Annotated in this window: 17 protein-coding genes; 6 read left to right on the top strand and 11 right to left on the bottom strand. The window is 73.0% G+C overall.

What is annotated here, in order from left to right; all coding sequences use genetic code 11:
- Window positions 1–2 precede the first annotated feature (2 nt).
- The gene (locus ACFO0B_RS26235) at window positions 3–785 is read left to right on the top strand and encodes a phytanoyl-CoA dioxygenase (protein ID WP_378615392.1); all 783 of its coding nucleotides are present in this window, start codon (window positions 3–5) and stop codon (window positions 783–785) included.
- Window positions 786–793: 8 nt separating this feature from the next.
- On the opposite strand, the gene ACFO0B_RS26230 is transcribed toward ACFO0B_RS26235, so the two are convergent.
- Together ACFO0B_RS26230 and ACFO0B_RS26225 are read right to left on the bottom strand one after the other, a co-directional pair.
- Window positions 794–1,624: an alpha/beta hydrolase gene (locus ACFO0B_RS26230; protein ID WP_378615390.1), complete on the bottom strand. Its 831-nt coding sequence runs from the start codon at window positions 1,622–1,624 to the stop codon at window positions 794–796.
- 93 nt (window positions 1,625–1,717) lie between these two features.
- Window positions 1,718–2,749 (bottom strand): ABC transporter ATP-binding protein, encoded by a 1,032-nt coding sequence (locus ACFO0B_RS26225; protein WP_378615389.1) that lies wholly within the window; start codon window positions 2,747–2,749, stop codon window positions 1,718–1,720.
- Window positions 2,750–3,006: 257 nt separating this feature from the next.
- Between ACFO0B_RS26225 and ACFO0B_RS26220 the strand changes: the two genes are divergently transcribed.
- The gene (locus tag ACFO0B_RS26220; protein WP_378615387.1) at window positions 3,007–3,456 is read left to right on the top strand and encodes an SRPBCC family protein; all 450 of its coding nucleotides are present in this window, start codon (window positions 3,007–3,009) and stop codon (window positions 3,454–3,456) included.
- Between the two features lie 87 nt (window positions 3,457–3,543).
- Here ACFO0B_RS26220 and ACFO0B_RS26215 read toward each other — a convergent pair whose 3' ends face one another.
- Complete coding sequence (locus tag ACFO0B_RS26215; RefSeq protein WP_378615385.1) at window positions 3,544–4,479, bottom strand: alpha/beta hydrolase; 936 nt, start codon at window positions 4,477–4,479, stop codon at window positions 3,544–3,546.
- 125 nt (window positions 4,480–4,604) lie between these two features.
- Window positions 4,605–4,937 (bottom strand): MmcQ/YjbR family DNA-binding protein, encoded by a 333-nt coding sequence (locus ACFO0B_RS26210; RefSeq protein WP_378615383.1) that lies wholly within the window; start codon window positions 4,935–4,937, stop codon window positions 4,605–4,607.
- Between the two features lie 55 nt (window positions 4,938–4,992).
- Between ACFO0B_RS26210 and ACFO0B_RS26205 the strand changes: the two genes are divergently transcribed.
- A complete protein-coding gene (locus ACFO0B_RS26205; RefSeq protein WP_378615381.1) occupies window positions 4,993–5,691 on the top strand; it encodes an alpha/beta fold hydrolase in 699 nt (232 codons plus the stop codon).
- Here ACFO0B_RS26205 and ACFO0B_RS26200 read toward each other — a convergent pair.
- Together ACFO0B_RS26200 and ACFO0B_RS26195 are read right to left on the bottom strand one after the other, a co-directional pair.
- Entirely contained in the window at window positions 5,657–6,469 is an 813-nt protein-coding gene (locus tag ACFO0B_RS26200) for a DUF1206 domain-containing protein (RefSeq protein ID WP_378615379.1), read from the bottom strand. The two genes, ACFO0B_RS26205 and ACFO0B_RS26200, sit on opposite strands and share 35 nt — an antisense overlap.
- A gap of 86 nt (window positions 6,470–6,555) precedes the next feature.
- Window positions 6,556–7,380 (bottom strand): SMP-30/gluconolactonase/LRE family protein, encoded by an 825-nt coding sequence (locus ACFO0B_RS26195; protein WP_378615377.1) that lies wholly within the window; start codon window positions 7,378–7,380, stop codon window positions 6,556–6,558.
- Between the two features lie 170 nt (window positions 7,381–7,550).
- Between ACFO0B_RS26195 and ACFO0B_RS26190 the strand changes: the two genes are divergently transcribed.
- Window positions 7,551–8,774 carry a heavy-metal-associated domain-containing protein gene (locus tag ACFO0B_RS26190; protein WP_378615375.1) on the top strand — a complete coding sequence of 408 codons (1,224 nt, stop codon included), beginning with the start codon at window positions 7,551–7,553 and terminating at the stop codon, window positions 8,772–8,774.
- A gap of 30 nt (window positions 8,775–8,804) precedes the next feature.
- Here ACFO0B_RS26190 and ACFO0B_RS26185 read toward each other — a convergent pair whose 3' ends face one another.
- Genes ACFO0B_RS26185 through ACFO0B_RS26165 form a run of 5 tightly spaced genes read right to left on the bottom strand, consistent with a single transcriptional unit; the run spans window position 8,805 to window position 11,953 of the window.
- On the bottom strand, window positions 8,805–9,815 hold the full coding sequence (locus ACFO0B_RS26185; RefSeq protein WP_378615373.1) for a TIGR03617 family F420-dependent LLM class oxidoreductase: 1,011 nt from the start codon (window positions 9,813–9,815) through the stop codon (window positions 8,805–8,807).
- Window positions 9,816–9,842: 27 nt separating this feature from the next.
- The gene (locus ACFO0B_RS26180; protein ID WP_378615371.1) at window positions 9,843–10,109 is read right to left on the bottom strand and encodes a DUF6510 family protein; all 267 of its coding nucleotides are present in this window, start codon (window positions 10,107–10,109) and stop codon (window positions 9,843–9,845) included.
- Between the two features lie 3 nt (window positions 10,110–10,112).
- On the bottom strand, window positions 10,113–10,856 hold the full coding sequence (locus ACFO0B_RS26175; protein ID WP_378615370.1) for an FAD-binding oxidoreductase: 744 nt from the start codon (window positions 10,854–10,856) through the stop codon (window positions 10,113–10,115).
- Entirely contained in the window at window positions 10,826–11,425 is a 600-nt protein-coding gene (locus ACFO0B_RS26170; protein WP_378615368.1) for a sulfite oxidase-like oxidoreductase, read from the bottom strand. Before ACFO0B_RS26170 ends, ACFO0B_RS26175 begins: the two co-directional genes overlap by 31 nt.
- Before the next feature lie 39 nt (window positions 11,426–11,464).
- Window positions 11,465–11,953, bottom strand: a complete 489-nt coding sequence (locus ACFO0B_RS26165) for an FBP domain-containing protein (RefSeq protein WP_378615366.1) — start codon at window positions 11,951–11,953, stop codon at window positions 11,465–11,467.
- Between the two features lie 144 nt (window positions 11,954–12,097).
- On the opposite strand from ACFO0B_RS26165, the gene ACFO0B_RS26160 reads away from it, so the two are divergent.
- Together ACFO0B_RS26160 and ACFO0B_RS26155 are read left to right on the top strand one after the other, a co-directional pair.
- A complete protein-coding gene (locus ACFO0B_RS26160; RefSeq protein ID WP_378615364.1) occupies window positions 12,098–12,886 on the top strand; it encodes a VOC family protein in 789 nt (262 codons plus the stop codon).
- Between the two features lie 168 nt (window positions 12,887–13,054).
- A complete protein-coding gene (locus ACFO0B_RS26155; RefSeq protein ID WP_378615362.1) occupies window positions 13,055–14,659 on the top strand; it encodes an alkaline phosphatase D family protein in 1,605 nt (534 codons plus the stop codon).
- Window positions 14,660–14,689 lie beyond the last annotated feature (30 nt).

Below are 14,689 nucleotides of genomic sequence, written 5' to 3'. Positions count from 1 at the left end.
GGGTGGCATTCTCACCGCCCATGGACGACGCGGCGGTCGAGCGCTTCATCACCGATGGGTTCGTGCGCGTCGAAGGCGCCTTCGATCGTGATCTCGGGCTGCGCTGCGCGGCCGAACTCTGGGCGCACATCGGCCTCGACGCCGCCGATCCGGCGGCCTGGACCCGCCCGCTGATCTGGGTGCCCGGGCTGAGCTCGCCGCCGTTCACCGCGGCGGCGGGCACCGACGTGCTGGTGGCGGCGTACGACCGGCTGGTGGGCGCGGGCCGCTGGCGGCCGCGGCTCGGGCTCGGCACCTTCCCGCTGCGTTTCCCCAGCTCCGAGCCGCCGGAGGCGGCGGGGTGGCACGTGGAGGCGTCGTTCACCGGGGCCGGCGGCGGGCCCCGGGTCGATCTGCGCTCGCGCGGGCGGGCGCTGCTGATGCTGTTCCTGTTCTCCGATGTCGGGGCGGACGACGCGCCGACGCTGCTCCGGGTGGGGTCGCACCTCGCCGTGCCGCCCCTGCTCCGCGGTTCGGGACCGGAGGGGCGGGACTGGATGGAGGTCTGCGCCGAGGTCGTGCCCGCCACCGACGGGTGCGGGGTGGTCGCGGCGACCGGCCGGATCGGCGACGTCTTCCTGTGCCACCCGTTTCTGGTACACACCGCGCAGGCGCACCGGGGCCGGGTACCGCGGTTCCTGGCGCAGCCGCCGCTGGAGCCGGTCGGCGGGCTCGACCTCGACGGCGACCAGCCCGCTCCGGTGGCCGAGGCGGTGCGGCGCGGGCTGGCCGCCGCCGGTCGCTGACCCGCGGCTCAGGGGGTGCGGGCGATGGCGGCGTCGCGCTTGGTGAGCCAGCCGTTCATGGCGGTGAGGGCGAAGCGGAAGCCGTTGAGGCGGTGCCGGTTCAGGTAGCCGTGCCAGGAGTGCGGGACGACGGCGTGCGCCACCGGGACGCCTGCGGCGGCGAGTTCGGCGGCGAAGGCCTCGCCGGAGGCGCGCAGGGTGTCGAAGTCGGCGTCCAGCATCAGGGTGGGCGGCAGGCCGGTCAGCTCGGTCCCGGCGGGGAAGGCGCCGCCGGTGAGCAGCTCCTCGTGGCCCACGTAGTTGACGTTCATCTTGTACACCGCCGCCGGGGTGAACTGGCGGTACCCCGCGAGCCCCCTGGTGCGCCTGCGCACCGAGCCGGGCAAGCCGGGGAGTTCCGGGTGGTAGAGGCCGTAACAGAGCAGCAACCCGGCCGTGCCCGGCAGGCGCTGGGCCGCGGTCACCGCGAGACACGCGCCCGCGCTGGCTCCGCCGAGCACGATCCGCCCGTGCTCGGCGGCGAGCGCGCGGCTCGCGTCGACCACGTCGTCCAGCGCGGCGGGGTAGTGGTGCCCCGGCGGGGTGTGCTTCGAGCGCCGCCCCCAGGGCCGGGGCGCGAGCCGATAGTCGACCGCGCGCACCAGCCGCCCGGCGGCGGCCAGCCGCAGCGCCACCCGGTGCGACTCCGGGGTGTCCAGGTCACCGGTGACGAAGCCGCCGCCGTGCAGCCAGATCATCGGCGCCGCCCCCGCGCGCGGCTCCGCGGGCAGGTAGTCGCGGACCGGTATCGCGCCCTGCCGCCCCGGTATCGTCCGGTCCTCGGTGCGCACGGCGCTCATCGGCTTCTCCTGTCGGGCGGGTCCTACTCCTCAGGCGGTATACCCGCCGCGACCGCGTTGCGGCGTCACGAAGACCACACAACGCAGAGCGGATCAGTAGCGGCTCTGCGCCGTCGCTGGGTACTGGTCGATCACCTCGGTGCGCTCGCCGTCCTCGAAGGAGTTGCGGATCGCGGTCTGCGCGTTCGGCGGCAGGGTGTGCAGGATCTCCTGGACCCGCTGCCTGCGGCGCAGCATGCCCTGGCGCACCGGCATGCCGGGGGTGGCCCGCATCTGCGGGGCGATCCCCTCGACCTCCTCGGCACCGCCGTGGTGGTGCCCGGCGTCGACCATGGCCTGCTCGCGCGCCATCTGGGTCTCGTCCTTCTCCTCGGACATGCCGATCGGCCCGATGATGCGGCCGTTGAGGAACTGCTTCACCACCGGCTCGTCGGAGGTGAGCAGCACTTCGCGCGGGCCGAACATCACCAGCTGGCGCCGGAACAGCATCCCGATATTGTCCGGAACCGTCCGCGCGAGGTTGATGTTGTGCGTGACGATCAGAATCGTCGCGTCGATCTGAGCGTTGATATCGATCAGCAGCTGCGACAGATACGAGGTGCGCACCGGATCCAGCCCCGAGTCCGGCTCGTCGACCAGGATGATCTGCGGATCCAGCACCAGCGCGCGAGCCAGCCCGGCACGCTTGCGCATACCACCGGAGATCTCACCGGGCAGCTTGCCCTCGGCCCCGATCAGACCGGTCAGCTCCAGCTTCTCCATCACGATCTGCCGGATCTCGGACTCCGACTTCTTCGTGTGCTCACGCAGGGGGAAGGCGACGTTGTCGAACAGCGTCATGGACCCGAACAGCGCACCGTCCTGGAACAGCACCCCGAAGAGCTTGCGAATGTCGTAGAGCTGCTTGTTCGAACACGTCGTGATGTCGACACCGTCGATGTAGATGGAGCCGCGCTCGGGACGCAGCAGCCCGATCAGCGACTTCAGGAACACCGACTTGCCCGTCCCGGACGGGCCGAGCAGCGCACTGACCTCGCCGGACGGCAGCGTCAGCGACACGTCCTGCCAGATCCGCTGCGAGCCGAACGATTTGGTGACCCCTTCGGTCCTGACCTCGACGCCCACGAGAACCTCCCTGCTCCCGGTGGCCCGGATCAGGGCACACCACACGATTCAGACGGCGATGTTACCGCCGATTCCAAGACCCCGTGGTCCATATCGATCAGAAACAACGCGCGAATTTCGCCTCCACCGGCGCACGGAAACCATTAAGTTAGCTGGGGTTCGCATTTTTGCGAGCGCATTTCGAGTGGAGGGAGCGGTATGGTGCAGCTCGCTGTTCTGCCGGAGACGGACCGATCCGCCCGCCGGATCCGGGCGCGATGACCGCGCTGCGCACGGTCGAGGTGGAGCGGGTGATCGCGGCCCCGATCGCGGAGGTCTTCGGCTTCCTCACCGACTCGGCGAACTATCGATCGGTGCCCGGCGTGCTCCGCGCCCGGCTGGTGACCCCCGGAGCCTCGGTGCCGCAGGGCGCCGGGGCGGTCCGGCAGGTGGTGACGGCGGCGCTGGCACTGACCGAGCTGGTCACCGGGTACGAGCCACCGCACCGGATGGAGTACCGGATCGTCCGGGCGGTCCCCCCGCTGCGGCACGAGGCCGGAAGCATCACCTGCGAGCAGGTGCCGGGCGGAACGCGGGTGCGCTGGCACTCGGAGTTCGCGGTGGCGACGCCGATCGCGGCCGGGCTGCTCACCCGGGTCTGGACACCGATCGTGCGAAGCGGCTTCGAGCTGGTGCTGCGCACCGCCGACCGCAGGCTGCGGCGCTGATTTGGGCCCACGACCCCGCGCAGCCAACCGGTGCGGCGACCACCCCGGGCGGCACGACCGCACGCACCGGGTGTCGACCGGCACCGATCAACTGGTCTCGCCGACGCTCCGGCGCACCGGCGGAACGGTGTCGCGCAGCCGCAGCAAGACGGCGGCGAGCTGATCCAGCCCCGGCTGCTCCACCGGGAAGTGCCCGCAGCCCTCGAGCAGGACCACCTCGGTGCGCGCGGCGATCCGCTCCAGCACCCGCAGGCTCAGCGCGGGCGGGGTCCAGGCGTCGTCGGCCGGGTGCACCAGCGTCACCGGCGGGCCGGTGTAGCGGGTGGGCGCGGTGTGCTCGAAGGTCAGGAAGCTGGCCATGAAGCCGAGCGGCACCCGCGCCCCGCCGCCGCGCGGGTCGCGGGCGCAGAATCGGGTCAGCTCCGGGTTCGCGCTCATCCGCCCGAGATCGCCGAGCAGCCGCATCGGCATCATCACGCCGCCGAGCACCGGTTCGAGCGCGGCCAGCCCTGGCGCCAGCCGCGCGGCCGCCGGGGTGCGGGCCGCGGCGCGGCGCGCGGCCGGGTCGGCGGGGTCGAGCAGGCAGGTGGCGAGCACGTGCGCGGCCGCGCCGGTGCGGGTCGCCGCCTCGTAGGCGAGCATCCCGCCCATGCTCGCCCCGAACAGCACCAGCGGCCGCGGGTCGCGCGCGGCCTCGGCCCGCACCAGGTCGCAGACGAGCTCGACCCAGTCGCCGTACCGCACCGAGCGCGGGTCCGGCTCGACGGTTTCGCCGTAGAGCGGCAGATCCACGGCGAGCAGCTCGACGCCGTCCGGCGCGACCGCGGCGGCCAGCGGCCAGAGCGCGCCGCTGTGCCCGCCGCCGCCGTGCAGTACCAGTACGCGCACACCGGCCTCCGGTAGCTCCGCACGCGCGATGTGCACCCGACGGCCGCGCCACTGCCACCAGGTCGAGACCGGGGCGACGCGGGCCCGCTCCCGGTACTCCGGGGGCAGGAACTGGGCGTAGTCATCGGAATGCATGCCTCCGACGATTCTCGCCCCGCGCCCCCGGGACAACTCACGTTCGGGCAGAGCGGCTTCCGGCGAGCAAACCCGGCGCGAACTGCCAGTATCGGGAGGGCTCCGGGGGCTGTCCGGTCGGTTGCTCAGGTTTCGAGCAACCGCTTCGGCGCGGCCAGCCGCCAGGAGTCGAGCACGATGGCGCACAGCTCATCCCGGTCGTCCAGGGCCGCGAGCCGCACCCGGACCCAGGCGTTCCCCGCCTCGTGCGAGGCGATCCAGAACTTCTCCGGCTCCGCGGCGACCAGCTCGTCCCGGTCGACGATCGGGCAGCGCACCGCCATCGAGGTCTCGTCGTCGGGCAGCGTCAGGAAGAGCGAGCGCCCCACCCGGAAGATCGGCATCTGCCACAGGAACTCCTCGGCGGTCTCCGGCAGTGACAGGGCGTAGGCGCGGACATCGTCCCCCGAGGCGGTCATGACCGGGAATCCTGCCATCGGCGTCCGACAACCCCGGCGTCTAGGCTTTCGAACCATGACCGATTCCCCCATCACCGTCCTGCTGATCCACGGCGGCGGAGCCAGCGGCTGGGACTGGCACCTGGTCGCGCCGCTGCTACGGGAGTACGGGTACGAGGTGCTGGCGCCGGATCTGCCGATCGAGGACCCGGAGACCGGGATCGCGGAGTACGCGGACTTCCTGGCCGCCGAGCTCGGCGACGCGGAGCGGGTGGTGGTCGTGGCGCACTCGTACGGCGGGCTGGTGGCGCCGGTGCTCGCGGCGCGGCGCCCGGTTGAGCAGCTGATCCTGGTGAGCGCCATGATCCCGGCGCCGGGCGAGGCGCCGAACGAATGGTGGTCGAAGAGCGGCTACGACGCGCTCGGCCTGGAGCTGCCGATGGAGACCGAGGAGCAGATGGTCGCGGCGTTCCTGCACGACGTGCCCGCCGAGCTGGCGGCCGAGGAGCTGGCGCGCGGCCGGGAGCAGGTGGAGGACGGTGACGTCCCGGTTCCGCTGGACGCCTGGCCGGACGTGCCGACCCGGTTCCTGCTCTGCCGCGACGACCGGTTCTTCCCGGCGGACTTCGTGCGCACAGTCGTGCGCGAACGGCTCGGCATCGACCCCGATGAAATCGATGGAAGTCACGGGGTGATGCTGAGCCGTCCGCGCGAGCTGGCCGACCGGGTGAACCGGTACGTCACATCTTGGCGTGCTTCGCCTGGAAGAAGTTGAACAGGCCGTAGACGGCGATCCCGAGCGCGGCGAGCACCAGCAGCACCTGCCCGAAGGGCTGGGCGCCGAGGGTCTTGAAGGCGCCGTCCAGACCGGAGGCCTTGCTCGGGTCGTGGTCGAACACGGCCCAGGCGATCAGGCCGCCGATGACGGCGATGGCGATCCCCTTGGCGATGTAGCCGGTGGTGCCGAGGCGCTTGGCCAGCTGGCTGTTGGTGTCCAGGTCCTCCAGGAACTTCTTGGTGACGCCCTTGTACACGTAGTAGGCGCCGACACCGAGCACGACCAGCGCCGCGATGATCAGCAGCGCCTTGCCTCCGGTGCTCTCCATCAGCTTGGCGGTGGTGCCCTTGTTCTGACCGCTGCTCGAGCTGCCGCCGCCCTTGGCGAAGGAGAAGGCGGTGAGCGCGAGCCCGAGGTAGATCACGGCGGTGCCGAGCGCCTTGACCCGGCGGAACGCCTCGCCCTCCCTGCTGTTCTTGTCCGGCTTGTTGGCGCTGCCGAAGGCCGCCTCGGCCAGCCGCCACAGCGCCATCAGCACGAAGGCGACCACGGCGAACCAGAGCACGAACTTCCCGCCGGGCGCGGCGGCGATCTCGGCCATGGCCCCGGACTGGTCGGCGGTGCCGCCGCCGCCGAAGGCGACGCGCAGGGCGATGTAGCCGACGAGCAGGTGGACGATTCCGCTCATCACGTATCCGGCGCGGGCTACGCGCTCGAACGTGCTGTTCTGGGCGATCCGGCTAGCGGAGCCCGTCGAGGTGTTGGTGATAGCCATGGCGCCTTCTCATCAGTGCGGTGTGGTCGTTCGGCGAGTTACCCGGCCGTGCGGCGCCGAAACGGGCGCCGCTGCCCGCGAACGGGTTACGGCCACCCGGCGCCGGGCGCGGGAGCGGGCACCGCGGCCACCACGCCCGATGGCCAGCCCTGCTCGTCGCCCCACCGCTGGCCGACCAGGTAGAGCTGCGGATTCGCACCCCTGCTCAGCGTGCAGGAGAAGGCGGCGCGATCGAATTCCACGGTGCCGCAGCGCTCCCCGCCCGCGCGCACCCGGACGCAGCGGGACGTGCCGACATCGGCGTACCAGACCGCGCCGTCGGCGTCGGCGCAGATGCCGTCCGGGTGGTCGCCGGGGGTGGCGGCCCACTCCGCTGCCGCGCCGAGCGTGCCGTCCGGGTGCACGGCGAAAGCGGTCAGCCGCTCGGCGTAGGACTCGGCCAGGATCAGGGTCGCGCCGCCGGGCAGGATGGCCATGCCGTTCGGGAAGGCGACGTCACCGGCGACCCGGCGCGCGGTGCCGTCGGTGTCGACCAGGACCAGGAAGCCGGGGGCGAATTCGCCGCCGGGGAAGTCGAAGCCGATGTTGTTCAGGTAGGCGCGGCCCGCCGCGTCCACCACGATCTCGTTCCACGGGGTGGTGCCGAATTCGGCCAGGTCGGCGTGGGTGGCGAGGGTGCCGTCGGGTTCGCGGCGCAGCACCAGGCGCCCGGCGCTGTCGAGCAGCAGCAGCCTGCCGTCCGGCAGGAAGTCGAAGCAGAGCGGGAAGGACCTGACCTCGGCGATCACCTCCGCGCCGCCCGCGTCGTCCAGCGCGAGCACCTGCCCGGCGGCCCAGTCCGCCACCCATGGCCTTCCGCCGTGCCAGCGCAGCGACTCCCCGAATCCGATCCCCTCGCGCACGATTCGCATTCCCGGCTCCTCACCTCGACGTCGTCGGTACCGACGGGCCGAGTCGCCGGAACTCGTCGGTCCGCGCGGCGTGCGCCGCTATTCTGGCCGGGGGCCGGACACCGCGCCAGCACTACGCGTGCGGGCACGACGCCGCGTCGTCGTGCGCCGGACGCAGTCGGGAGGTCCCCGTGGAACCGCGTTACGACCGTGCCGCCCTCGCCCGCGTGCTCGGCTCGCTCGCCCACCCCGGGCTGCTCGCCGCGGCCGGGCCGGGGCGCGAGCCGTTCACCGCGCACTACCTCGCGGTGCCGCTCACCCCCGAACCGGGCCATCACCTGACGCTCTCGCAGCGGCTCTACCTCGAACGCTTCATGCGGCCCTGCCCGCCGGAGCTGGTGACCTCGGCGACGCACCGGCTCACCTGGGTGGACGAGGACGGCATCACCAACACCGGACACTTCCACGCCGACGGGCCAGGCCCGATCGTGCCGATCGCCGCCCGCTCCGCGTTCCTCGAGCTCTGGCGGGCGCTGCGCACCGACGCGGAGTTCCTGGGCCGGGTGCGCGCCCTGGACGAGCCCGCCCGCGCGGTGCTGGCCGGGACGACCACCGATCAGGAGCCGCTGGAGATCGTCCGGGTCGGGGTGGAGGCGGCCGCGCGGGCGCTCACCCAGCACGCGCTGCTCGCGCACCGCACCCCGTACCGTGACCCGGCGGATTTCGCGCGGGCGCTGCGGGACTCGGGGATCTTCGGCGCGGTGGCGACGCGCTGGTTCTGGGAGCTGCAGGCCTCGACGCATCGCCGCGGCATGATCCCGGTGGCGTTCGACGGCACCGGCGAGCGGCTGCGCTACACCCCCGATTCGGTGGCGACGCTGCACGCCATGAAGAACGCGACGCTCGCCGAGGCGCGCGCGGTCATGCACCGGGCCCGTACCGCGGAGGGGCTCGGCACCGAGCAGGCCATCGCGAGATACCACGACGAGCTGGACCTCGTCTCCCGGCAGTACGCGCTGCTCGGCCCCGCCGAGCGGCCGGTCTGCCCGGCCACGAGCTGGCAGCGGGTGGACGGCAGCCCGCTGCGGCTGCACGGCCTGGTGGCGGAGCGGTTCGTCGAGGCGTTCGCGGCCGCGGTGCGGCGGATCGATGCGGTGCCCGCTCCCCCTGCCGACGCCGAGGACGGGCCGGACGGGCTGGTCACGGTGCCGGACATGAACTGCAAGCACTGCGTCCGCACCATCACCGCCGTGCTCACCTCGATGGACATCGCCGTGCACGACATCGACCTGGAGCGCAAGACGGTGCACGCCGAGTTCCGCAGCCCGCGCAATCGGGAGCGCGCCTTCGAGGCGCTGCGGGACAGCGGCTACAACCCGGCCCTGCTCGCCCCGGATCGGGCACCCCTGGCCTGATCCGGGGCACCGGGCGCCCGGGGCCGTGTTTCAGGCGGCGTGCAGCGCGGTCACCAGCTCCGCGACGGCCTCGGGGTCGGGGGTGTAACCCGGGAAGTAGCAGCAGACCTCGCCGACATGGGCCCCGAACCGGGCGCGGATCCGCGCGGCGCACTCCGCGGGCGTGCCGACGATGCCGATGCGCCGCACCATCTCCTCGGTGACCAGCGCGCGCATCTCGGCGTAGCCGCCGGTCTTGGAGAGCTGGTTCAGCTTCGGCTGCACCTCACCCCACCCCTCCGCCTCCAGGACCGGGCGGTAGGCGGGGGTGGAGCCGTAGAAGGAGATCAGCATGCCGACCCCGGCGAGCGCCGCCGCCAGCTCCGCCTCTGTGCGCCCCACCGCAACCATGACCTGCCCGATCACCGGGAAGTCGGCGGCGCTGCGGCCGGAGCGGCGCAGCCCTTCGGCGATGGCGGGTGCGGTGCGCTCGGCCAGGTGCCGGTCGGTGTTGAACGGCATGACCAGCAGCCCGTCCGCCACCTCGGCGGCCTTGCGGGTCATCACCGGGCCGAGCGCGCCCATGAGCACCGGCGGCGGCCCGAACGGGTTCGGTCCGGGGTCGAAGTTCGGCGGCATGAGCGTGTGCGTGCTGAACTCACCGCGGAAGTTCAGCGGCGCCTTGCCCTCCCAGGCGTCCAGGATGGCCTTCACCGCCGCCACCGTCTCGGCGGTGCGCGCGGCCGGTTTGCCCCACGTGCTGCCGTACCGCTTCTCGATGTGCACCCGGATCTGCGAGCCGAGCCCGAGCCGGAATCGCCCCGCGCTGTAGCTCTGCAGGTCGTGCGCGGCGTGCGCCAGGTGCAGCGGGCTGCGCGGCCCGGCGATGGCGACATTGGTCATGAGCTCGAGCTGCCCCGCCCCCGCGGCGACCACCAGCGGGAAGAAGACGTCGTGCGGGCCCTCGAAGGTGAACAGGCCGTCGGCTCCGGTCTCGGCCAGTTCCCGGGCATGGCCGGCGGCCCGGCCGGGTGCGCCGTCGACCTGCAGGTGTACTTTCACCCGGCCATCCTATGGACAGTCCTCCGTTCAGGTGTCCAGTTCGGGGAGGATCAGGCTCACGCCGTCGCCGAGGCGCAGCCGGTGCCCGGCCGGGGTCTCGGTGAGCACCAGCAGCACCGCCGCGCAGGAGGCGCAGCGCAGTACCGCGCCGGGGCCGCGCAGGTAAGCGGGGGCCGCGCCGATCGGCCCCGCCCCACCGCAGGCTCCGCAGCGGCAGGCGCAGGCCGTGACCTCGGCCGCGAAGATCTCGGCCAGCGGCCCGGCCAGGGCATTTCCGTCCAGGTGCGTGCTCATCGACTACCTCCCGGCCGGGCCGAAGCGTTCGGTGCGGATCAGGGCCGGATCGTGCCCGAGCTCGACGAGCTGCGCCGCGGTGGCCTCGACGAAGCCGGTCGGCCCGCAGACGTAGCAGGTGACGTCCGGCGCGGGGGCCAGCCCGTGCTCGGTCAGCTCGGCGGCGGTGAGCCTGCCGGGGTCGCGGGGGTAGCCCTCCGGCACCCGCCTGGTGTAGGCGACGAAGACGCCGTCGGCGTCCAACTCCGGGCCGTAGTAGCGCTGCGCCGGGGTGCGCAGCGCGTACAGCGCCCGCACCGGGACCGCCGCGTTCGCCGCGCGCCGCGCCCGCAGCATGGCCATGATCGGCACCACCCCGGAGCCGCCCGCGACCAGCATCGCCGGGCCGCCGGTGGCCGGATCCCAGACGAACCAGCCGCCGACCGGGCCGCGCAGCTCCACGCTCGCGCCGACCGGCAGCTCGTCCACCAGGTAGCCGGAGACCTCGCCGTCCGGCACCCGCTGCACGGTGAGCTCGACGATGTCGCCGTCGGCGGGCGCGGCCAGGGAGTAGCTGCGCACCGCCCGGTAGCCGTCCGGCGCGGTGAGCCGGACATCGACGTGCTGGCCGGGCAGGTGCCCGGGCCAGTCCGCGACCCGCAGCAGCAGGGTGCGGGCGGTCGGCGTCTCGAACCGCTCGCCCGCCAGTTCGGCGGGGCGCCAGCCGCGGGCCGCGGTCAGTCGTCCCGGTACCGCTGCTCGCGCCATGGATCTCCGTAGTCGTGGTAGCCGGCGGCCTCCCAGAAGCCCTGCTCGTCGCGGTCCAGCAGCCGGATGCCGCGCACCCACTTGGCCGACTTCCAGAAGTAGAGGTGCGGGACGAGCAGCCGGGCCGGGCCGCCGTGCTCGGGGTCGAGCTCGGCGCCGCCGTAGCGGTGCGCCACCCAGGCCTTGCCGTCGAGCAGGTCGTCCAGCGGGAGGTTGGTGGTGTACCCGCCGTAGCTGTACACCAGCGCGTACTCGGCCTGGGTCTCGACCGCGCCGAGCAGGGTGTCCAGCGAGACGCCGGTCCAGTCGGTGTCGAGCTTGCTCCAGCGGGTCACGCAGTGGATGTCGACGTGCGGCTGCTCCTGCGGCAGCGCCAGGAACTCCGCGCGGCTCCAGGTGGTCTCGGCGCCGGTCTCGTCGGTGACGGTGAAGCTCCAGCGCTCCGGGGCGATCCGCGGCGTCGGGCCGGCGGAGAGCACCGGGAAGTCCTCGGTCAGGTACTGCCCCGGCGGCAGCCGGTCGTCGGCCCCGCGGGCCCGGCCCCGGAACCCGGGCGAGAAGATGGCCATGCCGAGGATCGTAACCCCGTGGTTGCCGGGTTGCAGCGCTCAGCGGTGCAGCCGGTCGAGGAAGGCGCGCAGGTTCTCCCGCACCCGCTCGACCTTCTCCTCGGTGCTCAGGTTCTCGCGGTAGCGGTTGCCGAGCGCGGGGCGTCTGCGGCCGCGGGCGTAGAGCGAGCAGGCCAGGTCGGTGCACATGAGGGTGCCGACCGAGTCGCCGCGCCGCCCGGCCTCGCCCGCCTTGTGCGCGGTGAGCAGCGAGACGCCGCCGCCGGTGTGCGTGGTCAGGCAGATGGTGCACATCTGGGCCCGCCCGGAGCCGCCGGTCTCGTAGCGCAGCGCCACCCCGATCGGGCCGTCGGCGCCGGGCGCGACCAGGTAGCAGCGGCCGGGCAGCGAACGGTCGCTCCAGCCGAGGAAGTCGAGGTCGTCCCAGGGCCGCTCGGCCAGGTCGCGGGGGACCGGCAGCCGCTTGGCCTCGCCCTTGGAACAGTTGACGAACGACGAGCGGATCTCGCCCTCGGTGATCGGATCCATGCGACCGACGGTACGAATTCCGCGTTGGGGGGACAACGCAATTATTCCGGAACCCCTATTCGCCAGTCATTTGCCGGAACCCCGGCGCCGCACCGCTGGCGCGCGCAAGATTGACCTGAGCGACTACCCTCACAGGAGGTTGACATGCCCGAACGCAATACCCCCTGGCAGCCGGGCACGCCGTGCTGGGTCGATTGCCAGGTCGACGACACGCACCGGGCCGCGGCGTTCTACGGCGCGCTGTTCGGTTGGGAGATCGAGGACGGCGGCGCCGAGTCCGGCGGCTACCTCATGGCGCGGCGCCACGATCGCGCCGCCGCCGGGATCGGCCCCAAGTCCCCCGAGATGGCGATGCCGTCGGTGTGGACCACCTACATCGCCACCGAGAGCGCCGACCGCACCGCCGAGGCGGTGACCGGCAACGGCGGCGCGGTGCTCGTCCCGCCGTTCGACGTGCTCGACGCCGGGCGGATGCTGGTCGCCGCCGACCCGACCGGCGCCGCCTTCGGCGTCTGGGAGGCGCGCGGGCACCACGGCGCCGGAATCTACAACGAGCACGGCGCCTACTGCTGGAACGAGCTGCACACCGACGGCTACCGGCGCGCGCAGGAGTTCTACACCGGCGTCTTCGGCTGGGCGTACGGGGAGATCGGCGACGGTGCGGACATCGTCTACTCGACCTTCGCGCACACCCCCGACGGCGCCCCGCTCGGCGGCATCAACCAGGCCGCCGGGCCGCCGTACTGGCTCACCTGGTTCCAGGTCGACGACACCGACGCCGCGCTCCGGCACGCCACCGAACTCGGCGCGACGGTCCTGCGCGGCCCGGACGACAGCCCGGTCGGCCGGATGGGCGTCCTGCGCGGCCCCCAGGACGAGGTCTTCGCCGTCATCGACCCGACCCGGACGGCAGGCCCGCCGCCCGGCACCTGACCGAACGCCTCCCGCCCGCAGCCGGCCGGCCTCGCGGCCGCCTGCCGCCCGGCGTACCCGCGAGCGAGACCGCGCGGAGGCGGTGTTCGAGGTGTTCAGCGCGCCCGGGCGAAGGGCGCCGGCCGATTCGGCGAGCCGCCGCGGCGCGGGCGACGTACCGTCGAGATCATGGCGGAACTGGTTCTCGGTCCGGTGCTGCGGCACGTCGACGCCACCTCGGCAACAGTGTGGGTGGAGACCGACGCGCCCTGCGAGGTCACGGTGCTCGGCGCCCGCGCCCGCACCTTTCAGGTGGGCGAGCTGCACTTCGCCCTGGTCACGGTGACCGGCCTGGAGCCGGACAGCTCGGTGCCGTACGAGGTCGCGCTGGACGGCGCCCGGGTGTGGCCGGAGCCGGATTCGGAGTTCCCGCCCAGCCGGATCCGCACGCACCAGGTGCGCTCCCTGATCTTCGGCTCCTGCCGGGCGGCCAAGGTGACGCCGGGCGCGCTCGCCGCGGACAAGGTCGGGGTGGACGCCCTTGACACCTACGCGCTGCGGATGAAGGAGCTGCCCGAGGCGGAGTGGCCGGACGCGCTCGTCCTGCTCGGCGACCAGGTGTACGCCGACGAACCCACGCCGCGGATCAAGGAGTGGCTGGCGCAGCGGCGGAACGGGGCCGAGCCTGCGGGCGAGGTGGTCTCGTTCCGCGAGTACGCCGAGCTGTACCACGAGTCCTGGGCCGACCCGGAGATCCGCTGGCTCATGTCCACCGTGCCCACCTCGATGATCTTCGACGACCACGACGTGCGCGACGACTGGAACACCTCGCGCACCTGGCGCGAGCAGATGGCCGAGCTGCCCTGGTGGCCCGAGCGCATCCGCTCCGGGCTCGCCTCGTACTGGGTGTACCAGCATCTGGGCAATCTCGCGCCTGCCGATCTGGCCGCCGACGAGCTGTACCGGACGGTCACCGCGCACGGCGGCGACGTCGGGGAGCTGCTGGAGGAGTTCGGCGCCGCGGCCGACAAGGAGGCGGACGGGCGCAAGCCGGTGCGCTGGAGCTACCGCCGCGATTTCGGCCGGGTCCGGCTGCTCGTCATCGACACCCGCAACGGGCGCATCCTGGACGGCGACCGGCTCATGGTCGGCGCCGAGGAGTTCGACTGGCTGGAGGAGAACGCAGCGGGCGATATCGACCACCTGCTCATCGGGTCGTCGCTGCCGTGGCTGATGCCGCCCGCGCTCAGCCACTTCCAGTCGCTGAACGAGCGCGCCGCGGCATTGCCGGGGTGGCGCGGGAGGCTCGGCGAGAAGGTGCGGCAGGAGGCGGATCTGGAGCACTGGCCCGCGTTCCGCGCCTCCTTCGAGCGGCTGGCCGCGCTCATCCGGCGGATCGGGAGCGCGCCGGACGCGCCCGCCACCATCTCGGTGCTCTCCGGCGACGTGCACCACAGCTACGCCGCGCGCGCCGACTACCCGGAGCCGACGAAATCCACGGTGCTGCAGCTGGTCTGCTCGCCGGTGCACAACGAGCCGCCGAAGATCTTCCACGCCGTCTTCGCCGCGGCCTGGGGGCGCCGGTTGGCACGGGCGCTGCGCCGGCTCGCCGATCGGCGCGGGATCTCGCCGGACCCGGTGCGCTGGGAGAAGATCAGCGGGCCGCACTTCGGGAACTCGCTCGCCGCGCTGCACCTGGACGGGCGGCGCGGGCGTTTCGTGCTCGAAACCGCGCGCTCGGACGCGGGATTGGTGAAGGTCGCCGATCTGGAGTTGCGGGCGCCGCACTCCTGAACCCCGCGGGGATGTTCCCCGGCGGGCACA

Source organism: Nocardia jiangsuensis (assembly GCF_042650385.1).
Classification (GTDB): Bacteria; Actinomycetota; Actinomycetes; order Mycobacteriales; family Mycobacteriaceae; genus Nocardia; species Nocardia jiangsuensis.
The sequence above is the reverse complement of the archived record's forward strand: the minus strand, read 5'-3'. Positions and strand labels throughout refer to the sequence as shown.

Excerpts from the sequence above, each read along its gene's own strand:
- ACFO0B_RS26200 (WP_378615379.1), bottom strand. The coding sequence starts at position 6,469 with ATGGCTATCACCAACACCTCGACGGGCTCCGCTAGCCGGATCGCCCAG.
- ACFO0B_RS26220 (WP_378615387.1), top strand. The coding sequence starts at position 3,007 with ATGACCGCGCTGCGCACGGTCGAGGTGGAGCGGGTGATCGCGGCCCCG.
- ACFO0B_RS26155 (WP_378615362.1), top strand. The coding sequence starts at position 13,055 with ATGGCGGAACTGGTTCTCGGTCCGGTGCTGCGGCACGTCGACGCCACC.
- ACFO0B_RS26205 (WP_378615381.1), top strand. The coding sequence starts at position 4,993 with ATGACCGATTCCCCCATCACCGTCCTGCTGATCCACGGCGGCGGAGCC.
- ACFO0B_RS26215 (WP_378615385.1), bottom strand. The coding sequence starts at position 4,479 with ATGCATTCCGATGACTACGCCCAGTTCCTGCCCCCGGAGTACCGGGAG.
- ACFO0B_RS26210 (WP_378615383.1), bottom strand. The coding sequence starts at position 4,937 with ATGACCGCCTCGGGGGACGATGTCCGCGCCTACGCCCTGTCACTGCCG.
- ACFO0B_RS26230 (WP_378615390.1), bottom strand. The coding sequence starts at position 1,624 with ATGAGCGCCGTGCGCACCGAGGACCGGACGATACCGGGGCGGCAGGGC.
- ACFO0B_RS26180 (WP_378615371.1), bottom strand. The coding sequence starts at position 10,109 with ATGAGCACGCACCTGGACGGAAATGCCCTGGCCGGGCCGCTGGCCGAG.
- ACFO0B_RS26170 (WP_378615368.1), bottom strand. The coding sequence starts at position 11,425 with ATGGCCATCTTCTCGCCCGGGTTCCGGGGCCGGGCCCGCGGGGCCGAC.
- ACFO0B_RS26160 (WP_378615364.1), top strand. The coding sequence starts at position 12,098 with ATGCCCGAACGCAATACCCCCTGGCAGCCGGGCACGCCGTGCTGGGTC.
- ACFO0B_RS26175 (WP_378615370.1), bottom strand. The coding sequence starts at position 10,856 with ATGGCGCGAGCAGCGGTACCGGGACGACTGACCGCGGCCCGCGGCTGG.
- ACFO0B_RS26195 (WP_378615377.1), bottom strand. The coding sequence starts at position 7,380 with ATGCGAATCGTGCGCGAGGGGATCGGATTCGGGGAGTCGCTGCGCTGG.
- ACFO0B_RS26165 (WP_378615366.1), bottom strand. The coding sequence starts at position 11,953 with ATGGATCCGATCACCGAGGGCGAGATCCGCTCGTCGTTCGTCAACTGT.